Here is a 22,211-nt window from a genome sequence, read left to right on the forward strand (position 1 = left end):
GGACACAGGCTCGGACACAGACACAGACACAGACACGGGCTCGGGCTCAGACGCGGGCTCGTTGGGCGCGGCGGGTGGCATGAGCAGGAGCCTAGCCACCCAGACCGTCTGAGTTGGAAATTGCTTCCCAGCCACGCCTCGCCCCCGTGACACGATCAGGTCGACGGGCTCCCGGTCGACGACTCCGCCCCGGTCCGCACGGACCGGGGCGGGTCAGGCGGCGCGGATCGGCAACGGCGGGCCGCCCGAGACCACCCGGGAGACGGTGAAGACCACGCGCCGGCCGGTTCCGCCGTCGTCGTCCGCCGGGCCGGGGTCCGCCCATTCCACATGCGCGCGGCCCGAGAGCTGCACGGTGTCGCCCGTGCCGAAGTCGACGAAGGCCAGCGCGGCCGTGTCGTCGACCTGCAGGTTGCCGAGACTGTTGAACATGTTGTTGCCGGGGTAGTCGGGCCACGCCAGGTCGCCTCCGGCGACCTGGACGAACCCGGCCGGGCCACCGCGGTGTGACGCGTCGGCACCGCGTTCCGGATGGATGGTGCCGAGGAAGAAGGTGTCGGCCGCGCGCACGATCCGGGTGGCCGACTCGTCGAGCCGATCACCGACCAGCGGAGCCGGGTGCTCGGTCCGGCGGGTCGGCCCCGTGCCGATCGTGCGCTCCTGGATGTACTGCGGGCAGTTGCCGTAGGCCTCGCCGACCTCGACCACCAGGCTCCCGGGACGGGCCGAGATCAACGTGCCGTTGACGCGCATTCGGCGCCGCGCCTGTGGATCGATCGCCACGATCCCGACCGGCTGGTCCGCGCCGAGGTCGGACAACGGGTCGCCGGGCACCGGAGCCGCGCGGATCCGCAGCAGCTCCCCGGCACCGTCGAGGAATCCCGGTGGACCCGTCAGGACCGAGATCCACAGCGTTCCGGCGCGGTCGCGCGCGGTCAGCGCCGCCAGCCGCAGACCTGCCAGGAAAGCGGTCGAGCCGGGGCGCAACCGGGTGGGCCCGAGCATGCCCGCGAGCCGAGCCGCCTCCCGGGCGACACCAGCCCGCTGCTGCACCGCCAGTTCGCCGTCATGGAAACCCCGAGCCGGGTCGGCTGTCATCGGAACGTCACCTCGCGGTCTGTCGAATGCCGACTACGCCGCCGGGAGACGGACAATCGGCCCTCGGTCGCGCCCCGCTCGGCAGCCGAATGCTCCACACCACCGATCGTCCCGCCGACGCCGCCTACGGGGAACCGTCAGATGACGGTAGCGGGAGGCCTACGGAACTCGCTCGACTTCACCGGCGGATGAGTCCGGCGGCCGTCCGGGCCTGGTTCACCCCGGCCTGGTAGACCGGCCGCCAACGGCTCCGGTCACCCAGGTCGGAGCCGAAGCTGTTCCGCGCGGCCTCGTCGGGGGCGATCCGCACGACGGCGGGCGCGGGCCGCACGGCGACCGCCACGGGCGACACGGCGGCCGGCACGGCGGACCCGGGCCTGGGAGCCCCCGGTTCGATGACCACGACCGGGTCGGCGCCGTCAGCGAGGTGGATGTTGGATCCGCCGCCCAGCGCGCCGTCCATGTAGCGCCGGCCCTCGATGGTCACCGGCGGGTAGGCGGCGGGCATGGCGCAGCTGGCCGCCACGGCGGAGGCCAACGGGACGCCGCTGGCGCGGTCCCAGACGACGGGCCGGCCGGTCTCGACGTCCACCGCGGTGATCAGCAGCCGCCGGTCCGGCCAGTCGTGGGCTCCGATCAGCCACGCCATCCGGGCGACGTGCACGTCCTCGGGAATGGTCGGGGCGGTGAGCGCGATCCGGCCGACGCGACGGACCCGCTCCGGATCGGCCTGATCGGCGAGGATCGCGAACACCTCGCCCATCAGGCCGGGGTCCGGGCGGGTCCGCGGAGCGGTCGGGTCGGGGCTCGGATCGGGCAGGGCGGAGAGGCGCTCGGGGCCACCGCCGGTGGCCAGGACCGCCCCCACGATCGCACCCGCGGAGGTTCCCACGATCAGATCGGCGTCGGCGAGGTCCACGCCGCCACGACGCAGGCCGGCTGCCAGCCCGAGCAGCCAGGCCGTGCCGACCAGCCCACCCGGCCCCAGGACGACCGCCGCACCATCGGAGAAGGTCATGCCGATCAGCGTCGGGGCTGAAGTCGGGTTCAGGTCAAGGCCCGCCGGCTACGGCTCGGCGCGCTCGTCGACGGCTCGCCCGGCCGGCCCACCGACCTCCGCGGGTGCCGCAGGTGTGAAGCCCATGACAGCGGCGACGTCCGCCGGTCGGAACGTCGGGCCCTTGACCGCCTTGCCGCCGGCGGGATGCGCCTCCTTCGTCAGGTTCGCGCGGTGGATCTCGGCGAGGACCGCGTCCAGCGGGATCCCGTACCGGGCGGCCGTGCCGTAGGCGACGTACACGACGTCGGCCAGCTCCTGGGCGAGGCCGACGAGGTCGCCGTTCTCGTCGGCGGCGACGGCCTCCGCGGCCTCCTCGGCCAGGAACTCGCGCCGCAGCCGGCGGGTCGCCGCGTCCTGGAGACGCGGCGAGCCCGGCAGGTCGTCACCCAGCGCGCCGTGGAACTCCCGCACCATCGCCATGACGGACGGCGCGGTGGGGATGCCGCGTCCGCGGCCAGCCGGCCGGCCGGGATCACCACCAGGATCACCACCGGGGTCGACACCCGGCGCCACGGCCGGCGCCGCCGGTGGCACCGTGCCCGGTGCCGGTGACGCCGCCGCCAGCCCTCCTGGTACCACCGCGACCAGCCGCGACGTCTTGGTCAGCACCTGGTCGCCGAACCGCTCGGCCCAGGAGCCGGTCAGGGACGCCGCCGTGACCAGGGCGCTGAGCGCGACGTCGAGAAGCTCGTCCACCAGATCCTGTTCGGAGGAGCGCGGCTTGCGCGGGTTCTGGCCGCGCAGACCGATCAGGGCGGCGCTCGCCTCCCCGCACTCCTCGACCAGCTTCAGGACCCGCAGCGCCAGGCCCTCCTGGGGCCCGATCCCGTTGCGCGCGTCGTTCACGTCGAGCGCGCGCACGGCGGCGTCGATCGCCGCGACGGGAAGCGCGGGGTCAGGCACCGCCGGCCGGTCCGGGAGGGAAATCACCACGTCGACGCTACCGCCGGAACCCGCACGCCTGATCGCTGGCCGAAGCCGGCCGCGCCTACGATGCGCCCACGATGCGCAGGGCGAACTGGCTGAACTGCCAGACCACGGCGTCCTCGGTCAGCTCGCCGTCATCGCGGAACCACACCGCGACGCCCATCCCCAGGTCGAGGATCGCGTACGAGGCCAGCCTCGCGGACTCCACCTGGAACCGCCCCGCCCGCAGGCCGGCCTCGATGAGGTCCCGGAAGCACCGCTCGTACTCCGCGCGCAGGCCCAGCACACGCTCGCGGTTGGGCTGGGTGAGGCTGCGGATCTCGCGGTTCCCGACGAACGCCTCCAGCCGGTGCCGCGCGTGGTACCGGACATGCGCCTCCGTGGCGCGCCGCAGCCGTTCCACCGGGTCCGCCGTGGTCGCGACGGCCGCCCGGTGCGCGGCCAGGAGCGCCTCCATCGTGCCGGTCATGATCTGCTCGAGGACGTCCTGCTTGGACGCGACGTGCTTGTACAGGCTGGGCCCGCGCATGCCCACGGCGGCACCGAGGTCGGCCATCGTCGTGGCCTCGTAGCCGGAGCGCGTGAACAGGTCGAGCGCGGCGGCGCGGATCTGCGCGGACCGCGCCGAACTGGGCCGGACCACGTCCTTTCCCGCCACGTCCCTCCCCGATCGCTAACAGGTGATAGCCAAGCCTGGCCACCATCACGTCGCATCATAGCCAGGATCACTTGCGGCCAGAACAAAGTCGTAGCTAGCATCCGGCTAATAGTCATTAGCCCCTGCGGCAGCCAGGAGATCCGATGGTGGTTGACCTCGCGCCCGAGCCGGCGGTCGCCGACCTCGCCGAGCGCACCGCGCGGTTCGTCCGTGACGTGGTGCTTCCGGTCGAGGAGCGGCATCGGGACCCGGTCCCCTCCGAGGCGGTGCGGCGCGAGCTGCAGGACGCCGCGCGGAAGGCGGGCGTGTTCGCCCCGCACGTCAGCACCGGGTACGGCGGCCACGGGCTGGACATGCGCGGTCGGGCCGCCGTGTTCGAAGAGGCCGGGTACGCGCTGCTCGGCCCGCTCGCGCTGAACATCGCCGCCCCCGACGAAGGCAACATGCACCTGCTGGAGGCCGTCGCCTCCGGCCCGCAGAAGGAGCGCTACCTGCGCCCCCTCGCGGCCGGCGAGATCCGGTCCTGCTTCGCGATGACGGAGCCCGCCCCCGGCGCCGGGTCGGACCCCAGCGCGCTGGCCACCCGTGCCGAGCGGGTCCACGGGGGCTGGCGGATCAACGGGCGCAAGTGGTTCATCACGGGCGGCGACGGGGCGGCGGTCACGATCTGCATGGCCCGCACCTCGGGCAGCCCCGGGGACGCGGGCGGCGCGACGATGTTCCTGGTCGACGCGGACAACCCCGGCATGAAGACGGTGCGACACATCGAGACGCTCGACCAGAGCCTGTTCGGTGGCCACGTCGAGCTGCTCTTCGAGGACTGCGAGGTGCCCGACGACGCCGTGCTCGGCCAGGTCGACGCGGGCTTCCGCAACGCGCAGGTCCGGCTCGGCCCGGCCCGGATGACGCACTGCATGCGCTGGCTGGGCATCGCCCGGCACGCCAACGACATCGCGATCCGGCGTGCCAACGAGCGTGAGCTGTTCGGCTCGCGGCTGGGCGAGCTGGGCATGGTCCAGCAGATGATCGCCGACAACGAGATCGACATCGCCGCCTCCCGGGGCCTCATCCTGCGGGCCTGCTGGGAGCTCGACCAGGGCCGTTCGGCCGCGCAGGCCACGTCGATCGGCAAGACGTTCTGCGCCGAGGCGGTGTGGCGGGTGGTGGACCGGTCCCTGCAGATCTGCGGTGCGCTCGGGGTGTCCGGGGACGTCCCGCTGAGCCGGTTCCTGCGCGAGGTGCGCCCGTTCCGGATCTACGACGGCCCGTCCGAGACCCATCGCTGGGCGATCGCGCGCCGCGCGATCAGGCAGCACGCCGCGGCCACGGCCGCCCGATGAGGCGCCCGACGAGAACCGCCGTCGAGGGGCTGGACCTGCCGGCGCTCGACCGGTTCTTCGCCGAACGGGTCCCCGGTTTCCGCGGCGAGCTGACGGCCGAGCGGCTGTCGGGCGGCCGCTCGAACCTCACGTACCTGCTCACCGACGGGACGACCCGCTGGGTGCTGCGGCGACCGCCGCTGGGTGGGCTCACCCCGTCGGCCCACGACGTGCTCCGCGAGCACCGCGTGGTGTCGGCCCTGTCCGACAGCGTGGTCCCCGTCCCCCGCGCGGTCGCCCACAGCGAGGGCGACCCGCTGGGCGTGCCGTTCTCCGTGGTCGAGTACGTTCCCGGCCCGGTCATCCGCACCGAGGAGGAGCTGCACGCGCTCCCCCAGATCGACATCGACCGCTGCGCCCACGCCCTGATCGACGTGCTGGCGCGGCTGCACTCCGTCGACCCGGACGGGGTCGGGCTGAGCGCCTTCGGCCGCGCGCAGGGCTATCTCGGCCGCCAGGTACGGCGGTGGAACGACCAGTGGCAGCGGATCCGCACCCGCGCCCTGCCCGACGTCGACGCCCTGTACGCCAGGCTCGCCGAGGCACACCCGGTGGAGAGCGGCGCGTCGATCGTGCACGGCGACTTCCGGATCGACAACGTCATCCTGACTCCGGGCGAACCGGCGGCGGTGCGGGCGGTCGTCGACTGGGAGATGGCCACCCTGGGCGACCCGATCGCCGACCTGGGGGTGCACATCGCCTACTCCGATCCGGCGTTCGCGCCGGTGCTGGGCGGCTCGGCGGCGTCCACCAGTCCGCGCCTGCCGGCCGCGAGCGAGCTGACCAACCGCTACGCCGAGATCACCGGCCGGGACCTGAGCAACTTCCCGTTCTACCTCGCACTCGGTTACTTCAAGGTGGCGGTGATCGCGGAGGGCATCCACTACCGGTTCGAGCAGGGCGTGACCCGCGGCGCCGGGTTCGACTCCGTCGGCGAGGCGACGGCACCACTCGCCGCGGCCGGGCTGCGCGCCCTGAGCGGAAACCTGGAGACACCTTGACCTGGGAGAGACCGTGACCCTGGAGACACCATGACCAACGTGCTGGACCTGTTCCGGCTGGACGGCAGGGTCGCCGTCGTCACCGGCGCCAGCTCGGGGCTCGGCGTCGGCTTCGCCCGCGCGCTCGGCCAGGCCGGCGCGGACGTCGTGCTCGCCGCCCGCCGCGCCGACCGCCTCGAGGAGGTCGTGCGGGACGTGCGCGGGACGGGACGGCGGGCGCTCACGGTCACCACCGACGTCAGTGACCCGGAGCAGTGCACCGCCCTCGCCGAGGCGGCGGTCGCCGAGTTCGGCCGGATCGACATCCTGGTCAACAACGCCGGAGTCGGCACCGCGGTACCCGCCCTCCACGAGCGGCCGGAGGAGTTCCGGCGGGTCATCGACGTCAATCTCAACGGCGCCTACTGGGCGGCGCAGGCGTGCGCCCGGGTGATGGAGCCGGGCTCGAGCATCATCAACATCGCCAGTGTTCTCGGGCTCATCAAGTCCTACGCACCGCAGGCCGCCTACGCCGCCAGCAAGGCCGGGCTGATCGGGCTGACCCGGGACCTGGCGCAGCAGTGGTCGGGCCGCCGGGGGATCCGGGTGAACGCCATCGCCCCGGGATACTTCGCCTCCGAGATGACGGCACAGATCCCACCAGACAAGCTGATGACGTTCATCGGCAACACCAGCCCGCTGCGCCGGCTCGGCGAGCAGCACGAGCTGGACGCGGCGGTGGTCTTCCTGGCCGGTCCGGGAGCCTCCTACATCACGGGATCAACGCTCGCGGTGGACGGCGGCATGTCCGGCCACTGAACCCCCACCCCCAGCCAGCTGGCCGGGACCAGACCGGCGTCGGCGAAGTGTGGCGGGTGGGCGTGTCCATAGACTCATCAGACCGCCACACATCATGACGATCAAGGCTGGGGATCGGACAAAATAGGTTAAAGGGTGCAGGGTTGGGTTCTGGGGGGCCTGATGGGTCTGGGCTGATGGGAGGTGGTTGGTGATGGCGGACGTGCCCGCCGATCCGACCGTGGTGCACCCGGTCCCCGGCCAGCCGCGGGTGGTGCTGCTGAAGCCGCTGTGCACCTCGCCGCTGATCGAGGTCGGGGAGTTCTCCTACTACGACGACCCCGACGACCCGACCGCCTTCGAGACCCGCAACGTGCTGTACCACTACGGGCCGGAGAAACTGGTCATCGGCCGGTTCTGCGCGCTGGGCGCGGGCGTGCGCTTCATCATGAACGGCGCGAACCACCGCATGGACGGCCCGTCGACCTTCCCCTTCCCGATCATGGGCGCTTCCTGGGCCGAGCACTTCGACCTCATCACCGGCCTGCCCGGCCGCGGTGACACCGTGGTCGGCAACGACGTCTGGTTCGGCTACCGCGCCATGGTGATGCCCGGCGTCCGCATCGGCCACGGCGCGATCATCGGGTCCGGCTCGGTCGTCGTGGACGACGTCCCCGACTACGGCGTGGTCGGGGGCGACCCGGCGCGGCTCCTCCGCCTGCGCCACAGCGAGGCGGACGTCGCCCGCCTGCTGGCGCTGGCCTGGTGGGACTGGCCGATCGAGCACATCACCCGGCACATCCGCACCATCATGGCCGGCAGCGTCGACGGCCTCGAGGCCGCGGCCCCCAGGTAGCCGGGCGCGGGGTCACGCCTCCCGGACGATGAGCGCCGCGCGGTGGTGGCCCGGTGTCCCGATCTCGTCGAGCAGCGCGATCGCGAAGTCGGCGTAGGTGATCCGGCTCGCCCAGTCCGCGTGCCCGGCGACGCGGTAGCGGCCGGTGCGCGTGCCGTCGTGATCGAAGTCGCCGGCGGGTGCGACGTACACCCAGTCGAGATCGCGGCCCCGGAGCTCGTCGAGACCCGCCGCATGGCCGAGGGCGAAGGGACGGTACTCGGTCGGGAAGGCGGGCTCGTCCATCAACGGGACACCGGACGCCCCGGCCATGATCGAGGCGAGGCCGACCATCACCAGGCGGCGCACCCCGGCCGTCGGCAGCCCGGTGCTCAGCGCACGGGCCGACGCGGTGAAGAAATCGTGGGACGGCACCGCCAGGTCGACGGCGGCGCTGATGGCGGCGTCGTGCCCGGCCGCCACCTCCTCGACACTCGCCACATCGACGACGTCGCCCCGCACTACCCGCACGTCGGACGGCATCTGGTGACGCGCCGGGTCGCGCACCACGGCGGTGACCTGGTGACCGCGCCGGCACGCCTCGGCGACGGCCTCCCGGCCGGCCCGACCCCCGGCGCCGAAGATCACGATGTTCATGCGGGACCGCCTCTCACCGGAGCCGGAGCCCTCACGCCCGGCCAGTGCCCGGACGCTATGGGGGACAGCGGTTACCTCCCGGATAGCGGCTACCATGCCGCCATGAGGGAACCACTGCCCTCCGACATGTTCGACGAGCTGTGCCCGTCCTCGCTCAACCCGATCCGGTTCGGCGACAAGTGGGCGGCTCTCGTCATCCGGTGCCTCGAGCACGGCCCGCGCCGCTTCTCCGAGCTGCGGGTTCCGCTGCGCCGGGTCTCTCCCAAGGTGCTCACCGCGTCGCTGCGCTCCCTCGAGCGGGACGGCCTGGTCAGGCGCACCGTGTACGCCGGGCCGAGCCCGCGGGTGGAGTACGAGCTGACCCCCCTGGGCCGCAGCATCCTGGAGCCGATGGCCGCCGCCTGCGCCTGGGCGGAGGAGCACTGGGACGAGCTGCTCGAAGCCCGGGAGGCGCACGACGGCGCGGGCCGCCTGGACCCCACCGGCTCGTGACGAGCCCGCCCGGCGGCCCTGACCGAGGCGTCCCGGAACACTGACCGCTGCTGCTCAGGTCACGGACTGTTTCTCTCGCCGGCGGAGCCGCGGGGGACCAGTGTCGGCTCGAAGACGATGCTGACCGCTTCACCGGGGCGTTCGACGACGAGCTCGGCTGCCCGCCGGCCCATCTCGTACGAGGGCTGGGTGATCACGGTGATCCCGAGTGCGGTGGCCCAGGGAAAGTCGTCCATCGTCACGAACGCGATGTCGTCGGGAATGGCGAGGCCGCGAGCCGTGAGCGCCGAGTACGCGGCGACGGTCAGGCGGCCCGTGGCGCAGGCGACCGCGTCCAACGGCGTTCCGCGAGCATGCGCGCGCGCGAGGAGCGCGCCGACAGCATGGTCGGCCTCTTCCGCCGTCTCGGCGACGGCCACCGCGTCCGCGGGCAGCGGACGTCCGAGCTCGATGAGCGCCTGCCGCAGCCCCGCCGTGCGCTCGAGCTGGGACGGGCGGCTCCCGGAGGTGACGACCCCGACGGACGACCGCCCGCACCCGGCCAGATGCCTGGCCATCAGACGACCGGCCCCGACGTTGTCGAGGCTGACGGCGTGCAGGTCGGGCGGAGGGTTCCGCACGGTACGCGCGACGATCACGCACGGCGTGCCGGTCTCGGCCATGCGGCGGGTGCGGCTGTCGGTCTGCTCGCCGGCGGTCACGATCAGGCCGCGCACCCGGTGCTCGTCCATCATCCTGACGAGCGCGATTTCATGGTCGGCCTGGCGGAACGTGTTGGCGAGCATGACGAGGCTGTCGTTGGCGGCGGCCACGTCGTCGATGCCACGGATCAGGTCGAGGTAGAAGGGGCTGCTCAGGTCACGGATGACAACACCGATCGTGCTGGAGCGACCGGCGAAGATACTTCTGGTGAGCGCGTTGGGGCTGTACTCCAGCGCGGTGACCGCCTCCCGCACCCGGGTCGCGGTCGCCTCGGTGACGGCGCCCCCGTTGAGCACGCGGGAGACCGTCGCCGTGGAAACGCCGGCGTGCGCGGCGACGTCACCGATGGTGACTCGCTTCGCCATGGTCGCTGCGCGTCCCTCCGAACGGTTCCGGCGGTGCCCGGTCAGGCCGCCTGGTCGGCCGACGCTCCGGTCGGGTGCCCTGCGGGCTGACGTCCCGGCGGCCGTCCAGTCGGTAGGCGGCCGTCGGATGCCCGGTCAGGAGGGCGGCCCGTCAGCGGGCGACGCACCGGCCGTCGCGAACGGCGAACCTGCCGCCGACCATGACAGTACCCACGTCGCGGAGCTCCGCCGGGTCGGTCACCACCAGGTCGGCGATCGCCCCGGGGACGACACGGCCACGGCGTGGCGCCAGGCCGGGGATGGCGTCCGCGGCGTTGGCGGTCGCCATCGCGACCGCGGCCGGCAGGGTCACCACGCCCGCCCGGACGGCCCGGTCGATCGCGAGCAGGACCGGGTCGTGGTGGCCGCCCGCGTAGTCGGTCGAGATCGTGTCGACCAGCCCCGCGGAGAACATCGCGTAGAGCAGCTCGGGGCCGGTCGTCAGCCGCCGCGCACCGAACGTGTCGAGGGTGGAGACGTCCACGACAGCGCCGAGCTCCTTGAGCCGCTCGGCGTGGTCGAGGGCCTCGCGCAGCCCGAAGCTCGAGTGGTTCGAGTGCCCCGCGACCAGTGGGACGTCGGTCCTCGCGATGGCGGCGACCTGGGTCATCGACGCGGCCGCGTTGTGCACCACCACCGGGACGCCTGCCTCACGGGCCTGGTCGGCCGCCTCCGTGAGCCCGCGCAGCGCGACGTCGAAGGCCGGCAGCACGACGGCCGAGACGATCTCACGCGCCTCCTCGGCCGACAGTCGGCCCGCCAGCCCCGCGTCCGCGAGCGCCCGATCGACGCCGTCCCGGTCGAACGCGGACGCCGAGATGTGCCGGCCCAGCACCGCGTCCCGCAGCCCGCTGGCCTGCCGCGGCGTGATCGTCACGCCGCTGCGCCGCTCGATCTCAACCGGGATGTACCGGTAACACGCCCCTCCCCCGCCGAGGGTGTGCCCGGCCCCGATCTCGCCGAGGGCCACCGCGCCGGCGTCGACTGCCTGCCGCGCGGTGAACCTCCGGTTCGCCTCGGTGAGACCGCCGCCGTCCACGATGGTCGCCGCCGCCAGGCAGGCCGGGGTGTTGCAGGAGGCGAGCCGGACGTTGACCGGATGTGCCTCGTCCGTGCCGGCGAGATCCGCCGCGGTGACGAAGCCGTCCACGCAGAGCACCGTCGTCGTCCCCTCCAGCAGGTGCCGGTCGAGGTTGGCCAGCACCTGCTCGCGCGGCAGGCCCACCTGCCCGCTGGGGAACAGCGGCCCGAACGCGGTGCCGTGGGTGTGGTTGTTGACGAGGCCCGGAAGCACCAGCCTTCCGGCGCAGTCGACGATCTCGTCAACGGCGACGTACGCCTCGGCGGACCGGGTGGGGGTGATCTCGCGGACGGTGCCGCCCACGACGATGATGTCGACGTCGCGCCGCGGTTCCCCTCCCCGGCCGTCGACGAGGTCACCTCCGTTCAGGACGACCGTGCGCGTCATCCGCCCCTCACCGGGCCCCCGCCGGGTGGAACCGCTCGAACCGGAAGGCGGCGAGCTCGTCGCCGTGGTCCTCCCCCGCCACCTCCGCCGCGACCAGGTCACCGGCGTGCACGCTCAGGGTCACACCGCTGTGCGAGACGGCGAAATGGAAGTTGGGCAGCTCGGCCGCCCGCCCCAGCACGGGCAGGCCGTCCCCGGGAATGGGCCGTTCACCGATCCGGACCTTCTCCACCGTCGCCGCCCGGATTCCCGGGTAGAGCACCCGGCTCGCCTCGAGGATCGTCTCGACCGCCGATCCGTCCGCGCTCATTTCACCGTTGCCGGAAATACGCACCGCGCCGTCGATCGCCTGGGTGTGCAGCAGCAGCCGTCCGCCCCCGTCCGGCCGCAGGTGGACGTCCGGCGCGTGGATGACGCGGGATACCGAGACGGTGACCGGGGAGGTGTGGACGAGCACGCCGTGGGTGTTGCGCATCGGCAGATCCAGGCCGGCGAGCCCGGCGATCGCGCCGGCGCGCGGCCCCGCGCAGTTCACGACCGCGCCCGCGGAGATCGAGCGACCCGAGGCGAGGCCCACGGCACGTACCAGTCCAGCGGCGATCCGCAGGCTGACGACCGGGTCGTCGGTCACCAGCTCGGCGCCCCGGGACACCGCCCTCGAGAGCAGGTGGCCGACCAGGCGGGCCGGCTCGACCCACCCCTCCCGCGGGAAGTAGGCGATCTCGTCCGCCGGAAGCGCGGCGGGATCCACGTCCGGTTCGAGCTTCAGCGCCTCGGCCCGGCTGAGCCAGCGCACCTCGTACCCGTAGGCGACGACGGTGGCGACCTTCCGGCGCAGCACCTCGTGCTCGTCGTCGGCGGTCTCCCACCGCAGGTTGCCGGACTCGTGGTACCAGTCGCCGGCGGGCGTCTCGGCCGCCAGCCTGCGGTGGGCGTCCATCGCCGCGACCCCGAAAGCGTGGTACGGGTGTGACTGCTTGCTGGAGGCGTTGATCCAGGCGAACGTCGCACCGGAGGTGCCGCCCGCGGGGGCGCCGGCCTCCACGATGACGACCCGGGCACCGCGGCGCGCCAGCGAGGCGGCGACCGCCGCGCCGTAGGCACCGGCACCGATGACGACCACGTTCTCAGCCATGCCGATCCTTTCCCTCCGGGCCGTCGGCTCTCGCCGCGTCACGCACTCTTGAAACTAGTTTCAGTAACTAGTTTCACCCTGACTCACAATGCCCGCACGGTCAACCAACAGGGCCAGCTCAGATGATGCCGTCGGCCCGCAGTCGGGCGAGCTCCCCGTCGGGGACGCCGGCGGCGAGGAGGATCTCGTCGGTGTCCGCGCCGAGTGCCGGCGGTCCGGTGGTGGGCGTCGACGACCGTCGTCCCTCGGCGTCCCGGAGCCGGACCGGCGTCGCTGGCACCAGCGTGCCCATGACGTCCACGAGGGCTCCGCGTGCCGAGGCGTGCGGATCGGTCAGCAGATCCGGGCCCTCGTTCACCGCGCCGATCGTCGCGGCGGGGTCCGACTCCATCCACTGCGCCGCCGGCCGGGTGACGAAGACTTTCTCGAAGCGCTCGGCCATCGCCGCCTGCTCCTCGACGGGGGCCGTGAGCCGGTCCGCCAGATCGTCGGCGTCGAGGACCCGGCAGAGCGCACGCCAGGTCCGGGACTCGGCCGCCGAGACGCTCACCCACCGGTCGTCGGCGCATCGGTAGAGCCGGCGGCCCGCAGCCCATCCCAACTTGGGCGCACCGGCGGTGAACTGGGCCGGCATGCCGGACAACAGCCACGTCGAGGCATCCGTGATCGAGGCGTCGACGAAGCAGCCGGTTCCGGTTCGGGCAGCGCCGGCGAGCGCGGCGGCCACGGCCATCGCCGCGACGGCACCGGCCATGGGCGCGGCGATCGCCGTCTGGGGCATCCACGGGAGCTGCTCGGCCATCGCGGCCAGCGCGCCGGACTGACCGAGAAAGGTGACCTCGTGGCCGGCCCGTCCGGCGTAGGGGCCGTCAGCGCCGAAGGCGGACAGCGCCGCCCACACCAGCCGTGGGTTGACGGCTGCCGCCTGCGGATACCCGAAGCCCGCCTCCTCCAGGGCACCCGGGCGGGAGCTGTCGACGACGGCGTCCGCCCCGGCCACGAGCCGGCGGAGCACGTCGAGCCCCGCCGGCCGCCGCGTGTCGAGGGTGATGGAGCGCTTGCCCCGGTTGAGGCCGATGTGGGCGGGCGACGTCCCGGCCGGGCCGCGGAGCGGATCGCCGGCGCCAGGGGCCTCGACCTTGACCACCTCGGCGCCGAGGTCGGCCAGCAGCAGGGTGCAGTACCCGCCGGGATGGTGCCGGGCGAGGTCGAGAACGCGGACCCCACGCAGAGGGAACGTCACCCGCCAAACCTATGCAGGTATCGGGCGAGCTGGTCGAGGGATGTGATGCGGTCTGGCTCGTCGTGCGGGCCGAGGCCGGCCGGGGCGACCGCGGCCAGCACCGCGTCGACGTCGCCGAACCTCGCCCAGGTGGACGCGTAACAGGTCAGGTAGTCGGCGAAGAGCCGGTCAAGGCGTCGTCGGTGCCGGCAGGGTGCCGTCAAGATCGAAGATCACTGCCTGGAGCGGTGCTGTGGTCATCGTCCCGAGTATCCATACGACGCTCGCCGTGCCGGGGCTCGAGAGCGCAGCCGTGAATCCGGCGCCAGGCGCCCGCGATCCATCGGATGTCCCGTCAGCCGACCCGGCATCCGGAGGGCGCCTGCCCGTCCGGGGCCTGGACGTACGCCTTGTAGGCCGCGTCGTGCAGCGGGACCGCCTGGCACAGACCGGAATCGGCGAACGACCACGGGGTGGGAAACCAACCCGGCGGGTGCGCCGGCCACAGGTCGTGCTCGAAGTCCTTCCTCCGTTCCTGGAGCATCCGCGCGACGAAGGCGACGAGCGGCCGGTCCGTCGACTTCATCGCGACCACGCCGTTCGGCGTTCCGAAGGTGCTGACCTCGTGCACCCCCGGATATTCCGGGCCGAGCGGCAGTGCCACGAATGGCTGACTCACGTCCGGGTAGACGGTGGACCATTCCTCGGCGACGGCGACGCGACCGTCGTTCAGCGGGACGAGCCTGATCATGTGCCCCTTGGCGAGGTAGTCGCTGATCAGCTTCGTCGGGGCACCAGCTGCCCAGAAGACGGCGTCCACCGGGGCCGTCGAGGATGGATCCAGTCGTGGCAGCGCCGTCTTGAGCCCCTCGTCGGGGCTGCTGTCCACCTTGCAGTTCCAGGTGTCCTGCACGTACCGGATGAGCACAGTGCTGATCTGGTTGGTGCCCGAGCTGTCCCGTCCAGCGAGAACCTGCTTCCCGCACAGGTCGACGAGTCTACGGATGGGCGAGTCGGGCGGCACGATGAGGTGCACGATGTCGTAGTAGACCTGCCCGACGTAGCGGAGACCGGCGATGGGACCGCCGTTCTCCGGACGGAAATCCCCCAGCCCGCGTTCCGCGTCCACCGGGACGTTGAGCTGGGCGAGGCTGAGGGTGCACTTCGGGTCCGCGGCGAGGGTGCGCAGGCTGGCGGAGGTCCCTGACGTGCTCAGATCAGCGGTGGCCGACCAATGGTTACCGCCGTTGAGTGCGCGATCATTGATGAGGTCGGCGAGCGTCTGGGCGTACAGGCTGTAGGGCGAACCGGCCAGGCCACCCAGCACCTGTACGTCCTTACAGCCGGTGTCGGCATACGGTGACGGCCCGGAACCGCCCAGCCAGTTCTTGAGGGCGCCGGTGCCCACAATTCCACCGCCGGTGAGAGCCACGAGCAGCACCAGCGCGATCAGCACCCGTGGGACCGGCCACGGTCCGCGCCGTACCCGGCCGCCGGGAAACTTCGGCCGCGCCAGAGGCGACCGCCGTGCCGGTGTGGGCGTCTTTGCGGACGCCGTCGCCGTGGCGGCCCTACCGGGGAAGCTCGGTGGCGACTTCGGCTTGTGCCGCTGTCCGCGGGCCGCCGCCAGCACGCGGTCCCGGGCGGTGTTCTCGTCGACGTCGAACAGGTCCGTCCCGACGACCTGCCGCAGCAGGCCGGGTTGTTCGCACTCGCCGACCCGGAGAACAAGCAGCCGGCGATGGATGCCGATCGGGTCACCCGCCCAGGCCGCCGCCCATTCGGCCTCGGCGTAGGCCGAGGCTAGATACTCGGCGGAGAGCACGGCAACCGTCCTGGCCGCACCTCCTGCCGCCCGGTGCATTTCGTGAACGAAATGAGATCCGACAGCGAAATCCCAGACCTGGATGCGGGTGCTGTACCCGGCCTCCTCGAGGTTCCAGGCGATCCACTCCGCCCACGCCTCGTCGGCGGTGGCGTACGAGACGAAGAAGTCCGTCCCGGCGACATTCGCCACCGCGCCCCCGTTGTCGCAGTCCCCCGATGCCATGGGCACACACCCTGGCACAGGTGGCGATCCGCTGATGGCGCCACCCCGTCACGCCCCGGGCTTCTCCCCGTGACACCTCGTGGCTCGACCCGTTCCCCCCGCAGCGACCGCGCCGCAACCGGGCACCGGCGACCTCGGCTGCCTGATCGACCAGGTACACCAGGCCGGGCTGACGGTGAGACCGACCACCACAGGACGGCGCCGCGTCCCCGCCCCCGCCCCCGCCGACGCCGACGCCGACGCCGAGTTCACCGTGCTCCGCCGGCGGACGAAGAAGGTCGCGTCACCAGGCCATGGACAGCAGTTCTCCGTGCCACGGGGGAAGCTTGGCCACGGCGCCGGTCGAGACGTCGATGCTGTAGCGCCAGTCGTGGCTGTCACGCAGGCGCAGATCACCGTCGACCAGGTCGACCGCCATCTGACCGAGGGAGTGAGCGGGGTCGGTGTTGCGCTGCTCGAGCAGAACCCGGGTCTGCCGGCCGTCACGGGCGTCGAGTTCCACCACCCGGGACACCCCGCTCCCGTCCGCGGCCTGTTCCGAGGCGATGACGTACACGTGCCTGGCGTCGGCGCTCAGCACCGGCGCGCTGGTCTGCGTCCGCGCCGTCGGAGTCGAGAGTCGCACCGTTCCAGGAATCAGCCGGGAGTTGGCGATCAGATCGCCCCCGTCGGCCTCGGTGTCGAGAATGCGGATGCCGTCGTCCGCTCGTGTTCCGGAGAGAAAGAAGGCGAGGTACCGACCGGTGGCGTCCCAGCTGAAGAAGGACCCGGCGCCGCCATAGGAATAGCTGGTGCCCGGACCGTTGCGGGCGAGTGTGAAGGTCTTCGTCTCCGAGGTGCCAGGAGTGACGATCTCGATGCGGTAGGGCGTGGACTGCGCCGAACCGTCGAGGTCGGGACCGGTGGGAAGCCTCCCGCGGACCAGTCGGGTGCCGTCCGGAGACGCCGAGGTGAAGTCCTCCCCGACGCCGCCGAGGTTCCGGATCTCGGTGAGGGCGGCATTCCGCCCGGAGCGATCGATGGTGAGCAGATACGCCACCACGCCCTCCATACTTCCGACCTCGGCACCCCCACGCGTGTCGCTGCCGCTGATGAAGAAGACGCGGTGGTCCTCCGTCGGGTTGAGACCGTGGAAGACGACTCCCGGCGGGTTCGGCACGCTCAGGCGCCGTGTCCCGGTCGGCGAATCCTGTTCGAAGACCTCGAGGGATCCGCCGCCCGTGATACTGACGACGAAGTGCGGCCTGGACGGGGGAGCTGCCAGCATCGCCGGATCGCGTACGTCATGACGCAGCACCACTACGACCACCCCGACAATGATCAGCACGAGTGTCGCCGCGGCGACCGGAAACGCCATGCGAGGGACGGCGGCGTATCGCCGTCGGCGGCGGTGCGTGGTGGGGGCCAGGCCCGTGGCCAGCTCCGGGACCGGCCCTGCGGCGAGCGCCGTCGCGGCGAGGGCATCGCGGAGCCGATCCTCAGTGGTGCTCATGCTTCCTCCTGCCCGAACACACGACTCAGCGTCCGCAGGCCCCTGCTCGCGGTGGAACGGACACTGGACGGGCTGATGCCCAGAACATCGGCAATCTCGTCGTCCGTGAGATCGAGGTAATAGCGAAGGACGAGGACGGCACGGCGCCGCGGGGGCAGCCGGGCCAGTGCCCGCATCACCTCAAGGCGATCCTCGCCGACAATCGCCGCGTACTCGGCCGATTCGGCCGACCAGATCGGCGGAGGGTGCGACGCGTGCAGGCGCCGGGTCAGGGCCCGGCGGCGAAGGGCCGAGTTTGCACCGTTGACGACGGCGGTACGGACGTAGGCGGGTGCACGTCCCGGGTCGCGCAGGTCAGGCCATCGTCGCTGCAGGCCGACGAAGGCGTCCTGGACGATGTCCTCGGCGGTCGCCCGATCGCCGACGAGCAGCACCGCCAGGCGGAACAGCCCCGCCCCGTGCGCCGCGAAGACGGCGGCGACCCCGGGAGGCTCACCCGCCACCAGCGTAGTTGTCTGTTTCACGCTACATAGACGCACCAGGCGCTGATCCGATGCTCACCGGGCCGAAGAATCTGTACCTCCAGGAGAGCTCGCCACCACCGGACCAGAGCTTGAGAACCTGCTCAAGCGCCCGGCGACGTCCGTCCGCTCGATCCTGGCCACGTCCACTACCCGGCCCTGAACTCCCCCGGCCCTGTCGATGTGGCCGCGGCCGACTCGCCGCCGGCTGGGAGGGCCTGCTCGGCCCCCGGCTCGGGGCGCTCCACAGCGACGAGCGCGACGTCGTCGCCAAGCGAGCCGCCGGTCCAGCAGACGAGCGCGCTGACCAGGTGCGCGTTCGCCTCGGGCAGCTCCGCGGCGGCGAACGCGTCCGACACGGCCGGGAGAAGCGGGAAGAACTCCCGGGTACCGCGGTTGCGGGCCTCGGCCAGGCCGTCGGTGTAGAAGAGCACCCGGTCAGACCGGGCGAAAAGGTAGTGGGCCACGGCCGGCGCGGCACCGAGACCGAGCGGTGGCTGCCGGTCGGCGACACCGAGTGGCTCCACGACGCCGCCCCGGACCCGCAGCGGGTCGGGGTGGCCGGCGTTGAGCAGCGACATCCGCCCGGCACGGTCGATCTGGGCGACGACCGCGGTGACGAAATCCTCGCTCTTCTCACTCCCGAAGGCGGCGACCTCGCTGTCGAGCGCCGCGACCAGATCCGCCGGATCCTCGAGCCGCCCCGCCAGCGCCCGGAAGCAGCCCAGGACACGGCTGGCGAGCCGAACCGCCTCCAGCCCCTTGCCCCGGACGTCCCCCACCAGCAGCCGCACGCCCCACCGGGTGTCCACCACCTCGTAGAGGTCTCCGCCGACGCTGGCCTCCGTGGCCGCGCTCCGGTACAGGGCGGTGAACCGCAGGCCGTCGACGACCGCCGGGACCGGGCTCAAAATGGCACGCTGCGCGACCTCGGCCACCCGCACCAGCGCGGTCAGCCGGTGCTCCCGAGCCTGGCGGGCCCGGCTCGCGACCACGGCTATCCCGCCGCCGAGGGCGATGCCGGCGAGCCGGATCACCCGCGCGATCTGGCCCCCTCCCGCATCCGGTTCCACGACCTGGTTGGCGATCTCCACCGCGCCCGCCCCGGCGAGCGCGGCGAGTGCGTAGACACCGGTCAGTCGTGGACCGACCGTGCTGGCAGCCAACAGCGGAGCCATGACCACGAGCGCGATGATGACGAAGTCGGGTCCCCCGACGGCGTCGACCACGCAGACCGCCACGATGATGACAAGCGGGACCAGCATCGCTGCCCGCGAACGGACCCGCATGACACTCACGTCGAACGTGGTACCCGTCGGGTGTGCCCCGACCCGAACGGGCGGCCACCGGACGGACGGCGACGGCGGACCGTGACGATGACCTGTCTGCCGCCGGCAGAGCGCCCTCCCCCTGGCTCACCCCTCGCTCTAGGTTCGTCACCATGACCGAGACCACCACCGGCAGGAACAGCGGACCGATCACTGGATACGCGGCCGGCGTTCCGTTCACGGCACTGCCGCCAGCCGGCGGCGCCGACGTCCCGGCACCGCTGGTGGTGACCTGGCACATGATGGACGCGCCCCGTTCGGACAGCGCGTTCGCCGCCGCGCTCCCACTGGCCGACGTCCCCGCCTGGCGGGTGCATCTCGGGATGCCGCTGGTCGGCCGACGTCCAGTGGAGGGAGCGTACGAGGCCGCGCTGGCCGATCCCGTGCTGCGGTATGTCGATCCGGTGGTCCGGCAGGCCACCGAGGAGTTCCTGCCGGCGCTCGACGCGCTGGAGGACGAGCTCCCCCTCAGCGGCGGGCCGATCGGGATCGTCGGCGCGTCGCTCGGGGGGACGGTCGCGCTCAACGTGGTGGCCCGGGTGCCGGTCCAGGTGTCGGCGGTGGCGCTGGTGAACCCGGCCATCCGGGCGCGGACCGTGGTCGACATCTTCACCGCGGCGGCGGGCACGTCCTACGAATGGGACGAACGGGCGCACGCCGCGGCCGATCATCTGGATTTCGTGGCCCATGCCGGGCTGATCAGCGGCCGCCGGCCGGCACCAGCGGTACTCGTGGTCAGCGGCGAGCTCGACTACCCGATCAGCCGCTCCGACGCCGGCGAGCTGATGGCCGCGCTCCAGGCCGAGTACCAGGACCCGGCGCGGGTCCGCCTGAGCACGATCGCCGGCCTGGACCACCCACTCGCCGAACAGCCCGGCATCGAACCGGCGCCGCAGATCCCGCTGGCCAAAGTCGTCGACCGCGTGGTCAGCGAGTGGTTCCGCGCGAACCTGTGACCGCTGCAAGCAGAGATCGTCCGCCGGAGCGGCGGGTGGTTCACGGATCGCCGCCGGGCTCCGGGAGGCGAAGGCGGTCACCTCGAGGCTGCTCGCAGCTGACCGAACTTCGCGATGGCAGCCGGGGTCACCGGGGTGAAGAAGTTGACGGGGTTGCCGTCGGGGTCACGGAACGGTTGTCGGACGGGCGGGCGGCGTCCGGCGCGAACAGCGCGACGGTGCGGGTGCCGGCGATCGCGAGCGTGGCGCAGGTGGTCCTGAGCTCAGCGAAATCCTGGTTGGACCAGTCCGCCCGCACGCCGATCGCCCGCTCGTAGAAGCCGAGACCCGCCCTGGCGCGCAGGCAGTCTGACGGGCGGGAACCGCGCTGACGGCGAGGCGCCGGGATGGCGGGCCGAGATCCGGACCCGCAACGCCGCGGGCCGGACGGCGAACCGCAGCAGCGGGTGTAGCTCCGCCGCCTCGCCGTCGATGCCCGCGTGCACCGGTGCGGTGGCGCTGACCGTCAGACCCTGTGCGCTCCAAGCCCGCCCCGGGGGGCGAACTCCGTCGCCGGGGCGGTCCAGAATGACGATTCCCAGCTGGCCGGTGTCGAGCGCCGGGCGGGTGCCGCGGTGCAGGGGGTGGTCCAGAGCGTAGGGGTTGTTCGACACCAGCACCACGGCGAGCTGACGGTGTTCGCGTCCCAGGTCGTCGACCAGGCGCAGATCGGACGCGGGTGAGCTGGGCCCGAGTACCTCCTCGGCGGTCCGCAGGAGCGTACTCAGCTTGGCGTCGCGGTAGGCGGGCTGGCGGACGGCGTCGCCGTAGATTCCGAGCGAGACGTTGTTGACGAACAGGTGGCCGTTCACGTCGGCCACGTCGATCCGGCGCTCGACCCCGTCCGTGAAGGCATCCAGCGCGCCCCCGGGATCGCGTCGGTCGACCCCCAGATCGAGCGCGAAGTGGTTGCGCGTGCCGGCGGGGACGCAGATGAAGGGCAGCCCGTGCGCGGCGGCGGCGGTGGCCACCACCGCCAGCGACCCGTCGCCTCCGGCCATCCCGACCGCGTCGGCGCCGCTGGCCACGGCGTCGTCAACCAGCGTTGCCAGGTTCTGGCCCGGGGCCAGGAGGACCGACTCGACCCCGCGTTCGCGGGCCCGCTCGGCCAGCCCGGCGCGAGCCGCCGTGCCACCACCGGACCTCGGGTTGATGAACAACACCGGCCGGCGCGGCGGGTCGACGGGCTGCCAGCCGTAACGCGACAGCCGGCGATCGGACGGGCTCGTCGCCGACGGGTCGAGCGATGCCACCTCACTCCCCTCCCCCCACTCCCGTCCGCTCTTCGACCGCGCGTTCCGCCTGCTCCCGGGAGCCGTTGCGGATCTCGACGAGAAGGTCGTGGACCAGACGAGTAAGCTCGGTGTCTTCGTGAAGGTCCTGCTCGGCCACATGGAAGTCGTGGTTTGCTTTTTCTTGCGCAAAGGCGGACTGGCGGTTCTGGCCGATCATCACGAAGGTGGAGAGGAAGATCCCCTCAAGCGACACAAACAGCGTCAGGGTCGACCAAAGGTGCTTCTCCAGCCAGATCGTCCAGGCCGCGAAGAGGGCAGCGTGCAGATAGACGAACTGCATCGAGCCGGCGAAGGCGATGATGCTGTCGGCGATCCGCAACTGGATGTCGTCGCGTCGCCGACGCAATTCGGACACGACGGCCGGGTGAAATTGTCGCTGTGCGCTCGTGGCTTTCTTGGTCGTGGGCAGCACGGTAGGGGTCCTTCGTTCAGGCGCGTCGAATCCGCCGAGCAACGACAGGTTCTTTGCCACTGGTGTGTCCGAAGGGCTCAGCGAAATCGTACGCTTTTCACCCGGGAAGATCGGTCGGTCGCCCATGGCGACCACGCGCCGGGTGGCTGACCGGCCGATGAGCCGCCGCGTGGCCGCCAAGGCATCCGTATCCCGTCGACCGCTGACCCCAGATGGGCGGTGGTTGCGCCGCTGGGGGCTCGCCCCGTTGCCTGGTGCTCGTTCGACGCGGTGCTTTCCGGGTGCTTCCCGGCACATTCCCGA

22 protein-coding genes and 1 pseudogene are annotated in these 22,211 nt (G+C 72.3%); 6 read left to right on the forward strand and 17 right to left on the reverse strand.

What is annotated here, in order from left to right:
• Positions 1–213 precede the first annotated feature (213 nt).
• From E0504_RS25970 to E0504_RS25985, 4 genes are all read right to left on the reverse strand, one after another.
• On the reverse strand, positions 214–1,098 hold the full coding sequence (locus tag E0504_RS25970; protein WP_112107882.1) for a pyridoxamine 5'-phosphate oxidase family protein: 885 nt from the start codon (positions 1,096–1,098) through the stop codon (positions 214–216).
• 178 nt (positions 1,099–1,276) lie between these two features.
• Positions 1,277–2,116 (reverse strand): patatin-like phospholipase family protein, encoded by an 840-nt coding sequence (locus E0504_RS25975; RefSeq protein WP_112107883.1) that lies wholly within the window; start codon positions 2,114–2,116, stop codon positions 1,277–1,279.
• Positions 2,117–2,164: 48 nt separating this feature from the next.
• Positions 2,165–3,091, reverse strand: coding sequence for a hypothetical protein (locus tag E0504_RS51395; RefSeq protein ID WP_200835393.1), 927 nt, complete (start codon positions 3,089–3,091; stop codon positions 2,165–2,167).
• Between the two features lie 55 nt (positions 3,092–3,146).
• Entirely contained in the window at positions 3,147–3,728 is a 582-nt protein-coding gene (locus E0504_RS25985; RefSeq protein ID WP_112107908.1) for a TetR/AcrR family transcriptional regulator, read from the reverse strand.
• A gap of 158 nt (positions 3,729–3,886) precedes the next feature.
• Between E0504_RS25985 and E0504_RS25990 the strand changes: the two genes are divergently transcribed.
• The 4 genes from E0504_RS25990 to E0504_RS26005 all read left to right on the forward strand — a co-directional run bounded on the left by E0504_RS25990 (position 3,887) and on the right by E0504_RS26005 (position 7,756).
• Complete coding sequence (locus E0504_RS25990) at positions 3,887–5,083, forward strand: acyl-CoA dehydrogenase family protein (RefSeq protein WP_112107884.1); 1,197 nt, start codon at positions 3,887–3,889, stop codon at positions 5,081–5,083.
• Positions 5,080–6,123, forward strand: a complete 1,044-nt coding sequence (locus E0504_RS25995; protein ID WP_112107885.1) for a phosphotransferase family protein — start codon at positions 5,080–5,082, stop codon at positions 6,121–6,123. The genes E0504_RS25990 and E0504_RS25995 overlap by 4 nt, the downstream gene beginning before the upstream one ends.
• Positions 6,124–6,153: 30 nt before the next feature.
• Positions 6,154–6,921 carry an SDR family NAD(P)-dependent oxidoreductase gene (locus E0504_RS26000; RefSeq protein ID WP_071059944.1) on the forward strand — a complete coding sequence of 256 codons (768 nt, stop codon included), beginning with the start codon at positions 6,154–6,156 and terminating at the stop codon, positions 6,919–6,921.
• 193 nt (positions 6,922–7,114) lie between these two features.
• On the forward strand, positions 7,115–7,756 hold the full coding sequence (locus E0504_RS26005; RefSeq protein WP_112107886.1) for a CatB-related O-acetyltransferase: 642 nt from the start codon (positions 7,115–7,117) through the stop codon (positions 7,754–7,756).
• A gap of 12 nt (positions 7,757–7,768) precedes the next feature.
• Here the strand turns inward: E0504_RS26005 and E0504_RS26010 are convergent, their stop codons facing one another.
• Positions 7,769–8,392 (reverse strand): NAD(P)-dependent oxidoreductase, encoded by a 624-nt coding sequence (locus E0504_RS26010; protein ID WP_112107887.1) that lies wholly within the window; start codon positions 8,390–8,392, stop codon positions 7,769–7,771.
• A gap of 102 nt (positions 8,393–8,494) precedes the next feature.
• On the opposite strand from E0504_RS26010, the gene E0504_RS26015 reads away from it, so the two are divergent.
• A complete protein-coding gene (locus E0504_RS26015; protein ID WP_112107909.1) occupies positions 8,495–8,884 on the forward strand; it encodes a helix-turn-helix domain-containing protein in 390 nt (129 codons plus the stop codon).
• Between the two features lie 59 nt (positions 8,885–8,943).
• Here the strand turns inward: E0504_RS26015 and E0504_RS26020 are convergent, their stop codons facing one another.
• From E0504_RS26020 to E0504_RS26060, 9 genes are all read right to left on the reverse strand, one after another.
• Entirely contained in the window at positions 8,944–9,951 is a 1,008-nt protein-coding gene (locus E0504_RS26020) for a LacI family DNA-binding transcriptional regulator (RefSeq protein WP_112107888.1), read from the reverse strand.
• Positions 9,952–10,102: 151 nt separating this feature from the next.
• Positions 10,103–11,458, reverse strand: a complete 1,356-nt coding sequence (locus tag E0504_RS26025) for an amidohydrolase family protein (protein ID WP_112107889.1) — start codon at positions 11,456–11,458, stop codon at positions 10,103–10,105.
• Positions 11,459–11,465: 7 nt separating this feature from the next.
• Positions 11,466–12,593, reverse strand: a complete 1,128-nt coding sequence (locus tag E0504_RS26030; RefSeq protein WP_112107890.1) for an FAD-binding oxidoreductase — start codon at positions 12,591–12,593, stop codon at positions 11,466–11,468.
• A 118-nt stretch (positions 12,594–12,711) separates the two neighbouring features.
• Positions 12,712–13,836 (reverse strand): CaiB/BaiF CoA-transferase family protein, encoded by a 1,125-nt coding sequence (locus tag E0504_RS26035; RefSeq protein ID WP_112107891.1) that lies wholly within the window; start codon positions 13,834–13,836, stop codon positions 12,712–12,714.
• Positions 13,833–14,039 (reverse strand): hypothetical protein, encoded by a 207-nt coding sequence (locus tag E0504_RS26040; protein ID WP_112107892.1) that lies wholly within the window; start codon positions 14,037–14,039, stop codon positions 13,833–13,835. Before E0504_RS26040 ends, E0504_RS26035 begins: the two co-directional genes overlap by 4 nt.
• Before the next feature lie 131 nt (positions 14,040–14,170).
• Positions 14,171–15,865, reverse strand: coding sequence for a TIR domain-containing protein (locus E0504_RS26045; protein WP_112107893.1), 1,695 nt, complete (start codon positions 15,863–15,865; stop codon positions 14,171–14,173).
• A 283-nt stretch (positions 15,866–16,148) separates the two neighbouring features.
• Positions 16,149–17,357, reverse strand: coding sequence for a hypothetical protein (locus E0504_RS26050; protein WP_112107894.1), 1,209 nt, complete (start codon positions 17,355–17,357; stop codon positions 16,149–16,151).
• Positions 17,354–17,881, reverse strand: coding sequence for a SigE family RNA polymerase sigma factor (locus tag E0504_RS26055; protein WP_235014364.1), 528 nt, complete (start codon positions 17,879–17,881; stop codon positions 17,354–17,356). Before E0504_RS26055 ends, E0504_RS26050 begins: the two co-directional genes overlap by 4 nt.
• A 146-nt stretch (positions 17,882–18,027) precedes the next feature.
• On the reverse strand, positions 18,028–19,167 hold the full coding sequence (locus E0504_RS26060) for a PP2C family protein-serine/threonine phosphatase (protein ID WP_112107896.1): 1,140 nt from the start codon (positions 19,165–19,167) through the stop codon (positions 18,028–18,030).
• A 152-nt stretch (positions 19,168–19,319) separates the two neighbouring features.
• Here E0504_RS26060 and E0504_RS26065 point away from each other — a divergent pair, with 152 nt between their 5' ends.
• Positions 19,320–20,162 (forward strand): alpha/beta hydrolase-fold protein, encoded by an 843-nt coding sequence (locus E0504_RS26065; RefSeq protein WP_112107897.1) that lies wholly within the window; start codon positions 19,320–19,322, stop codon positions 20,160–20,162.
• Positions 20,163–20,239: 77 nt separating this feature from the next.
• Here the strand turns inward: E0504_RS26065 and E0504_RS54325 are convergent.
• From E0504_RS54325 to E0504_RS26080, 3 genes and pseudogenes are all read right to left on the reverse strand, one after another.
• Positions 20,240–20,505: pseudogene (locus E0504_RS54325) on the reverse strand (hypothetical protein).
• A complete protein-coding gene (locus E0504_RS26075) occupies positions 20,426–21,454 on the reverse strand; it encodes a diacylglycerol kinase family protein (protein ID WP_165938604.1) in 1,029 nt (342 codons plus the stop codon). Before E0504_RS26075 ends, E0504_RS54325 begins: the two are co-directional and overlap by 80 nt.
• Before the next feature lies 1 nt (position 21,455).
• The gene (locus E0504_RS26080; protein WP_200835394.1) at positions 21,456–22,088 is read right to left on the reverse strand and encodes a DUF1003 domain-containing protein; all 633 of its coding nucleotides are present in this window, start codon (positions 22,086–22,088) and stop codon (positions 21,456–21,458) included.
• Between the last annotated feature and the right edge of the window lie 123 nt (positions 22,089–22,211).

The organism is Parafrankia sp. BMG5.11 (assembly GCF_004337455.1).

What these genes read in the sequence shown, in the direction of transcription:
- E0504_RS26015 (WP_112107909.1), top strand. Translation starts at nt 8,495, where the DNA reads ATGAGGGAACCACTGCCCTCCGACATGTTCGACGAGCTGTGCCCGTCC.
- E0504_RS26065 (WP_112107897.1), top strand. Translation starts at nt 19,320, where the DNA reads ATGACCGAGACCACCACCGGCAGGAACAGCGGACCGATCACTGGATAC.
- E0504_RS26045 (WP_112107893.1), bottom strand. Translation starts at nt 15,865, where the DNA reads ATGGCATCGGGGGACTGCGACAACGGGGGCGCGGTGGCGAATGTCGCC.
- E0504_RS25975 (WP_112107883.1), bottom strand. Translation starts at nt 2,116, where the DNA reads ATGACCTTCTCCGATGGTGCGGCGGTCGTCCTGGGGCCGGGTGGGCTG.
- E0504_RS26030 (WP_112107890.1), bottom strand. Translation starts at nt 12,593, where the DNA reads ATGGCTGAGAACGTGGTCGTCATCGGTGCCGGTGCCTACGGCGCGGCG.
- E0504_RS26060 (WP_112107896.1), bottom strand. Translation starts at nt 19,167, where the DNA reads ATGCGGGTCCGTTCGCGGGCAGCGATGCTGGTCCCGCTTGTCATCATC.
- E0504_RS26050 (WP_112107894.1), bottom strand. Translation starts at nt 17,357, where the DNA reads ATGAGCACCACTGAGGATCGGCTCCGCGATGCCCTCGCCGCGACGGCG.
- E0504_RS25995 (WP_112107885.1), top strand. Translation starts at nt 5,080, where the DNA reads ATGAGGCGCCCGACGAGAACCGCCGTCGAGGGGCTGGACCTGCCGGCG.
- E0504_RS25990 (WP_112107884.1), top strand. Translation starts at nt 3,887, where the DNA reads ATGGTGGTTGACCTCGCGCCCGAGCCGGCGGTCGCCGACCTCGCCGAG.
- E0504_RS26020 (WP_112107888.1), bottom strand. Translation starts at nt 9,951, where the DNA reads ATGGCGAAGCGAGTCACCATCGGTGACGTCGCCGCGCACGCCGGCGTT.
- E0504_RS26005 (WP_112107886.1), top strand. Translation starts at nt 7,115, where the DNA reads ATGGCGGACGTGCCCGCCGATCCGACCGTGGTGCACCCGGTCCCCGGC.
- E0504_RS26000 (WP_071059944.1), top strand. Translation starts at nt 6,154, where the DNA reads ATGACCAACGTGCTGGACCTGTTCCGGCTGGACGGCAGGGTCGCCGTC.
- E0504_RS26025 (WP_112107889.1), bottom strand. Translation starts at nt 11,458, where the DNA reads ATGACGCGCACGGTCGTCCTGAACGGAGGTGACCTCGTCGACGGCCGG.
- E0504_RS25970 (WP_112107882.1), bottom strand. Translation starts at nt 1,098, where the DNA reads ATGACAGCCGACCCGGCTCGGGGTTTCCATGACGGCGAACTGGCGGTG.
- E0504_RS26010 (WP_112107887.1), bottom strand. Translation starts at nt 8,392, where the DNA reads ATGAACATCGTGATCTTCGGCGCCGGGGGTCGGGCCGGCCGGGAGGCC.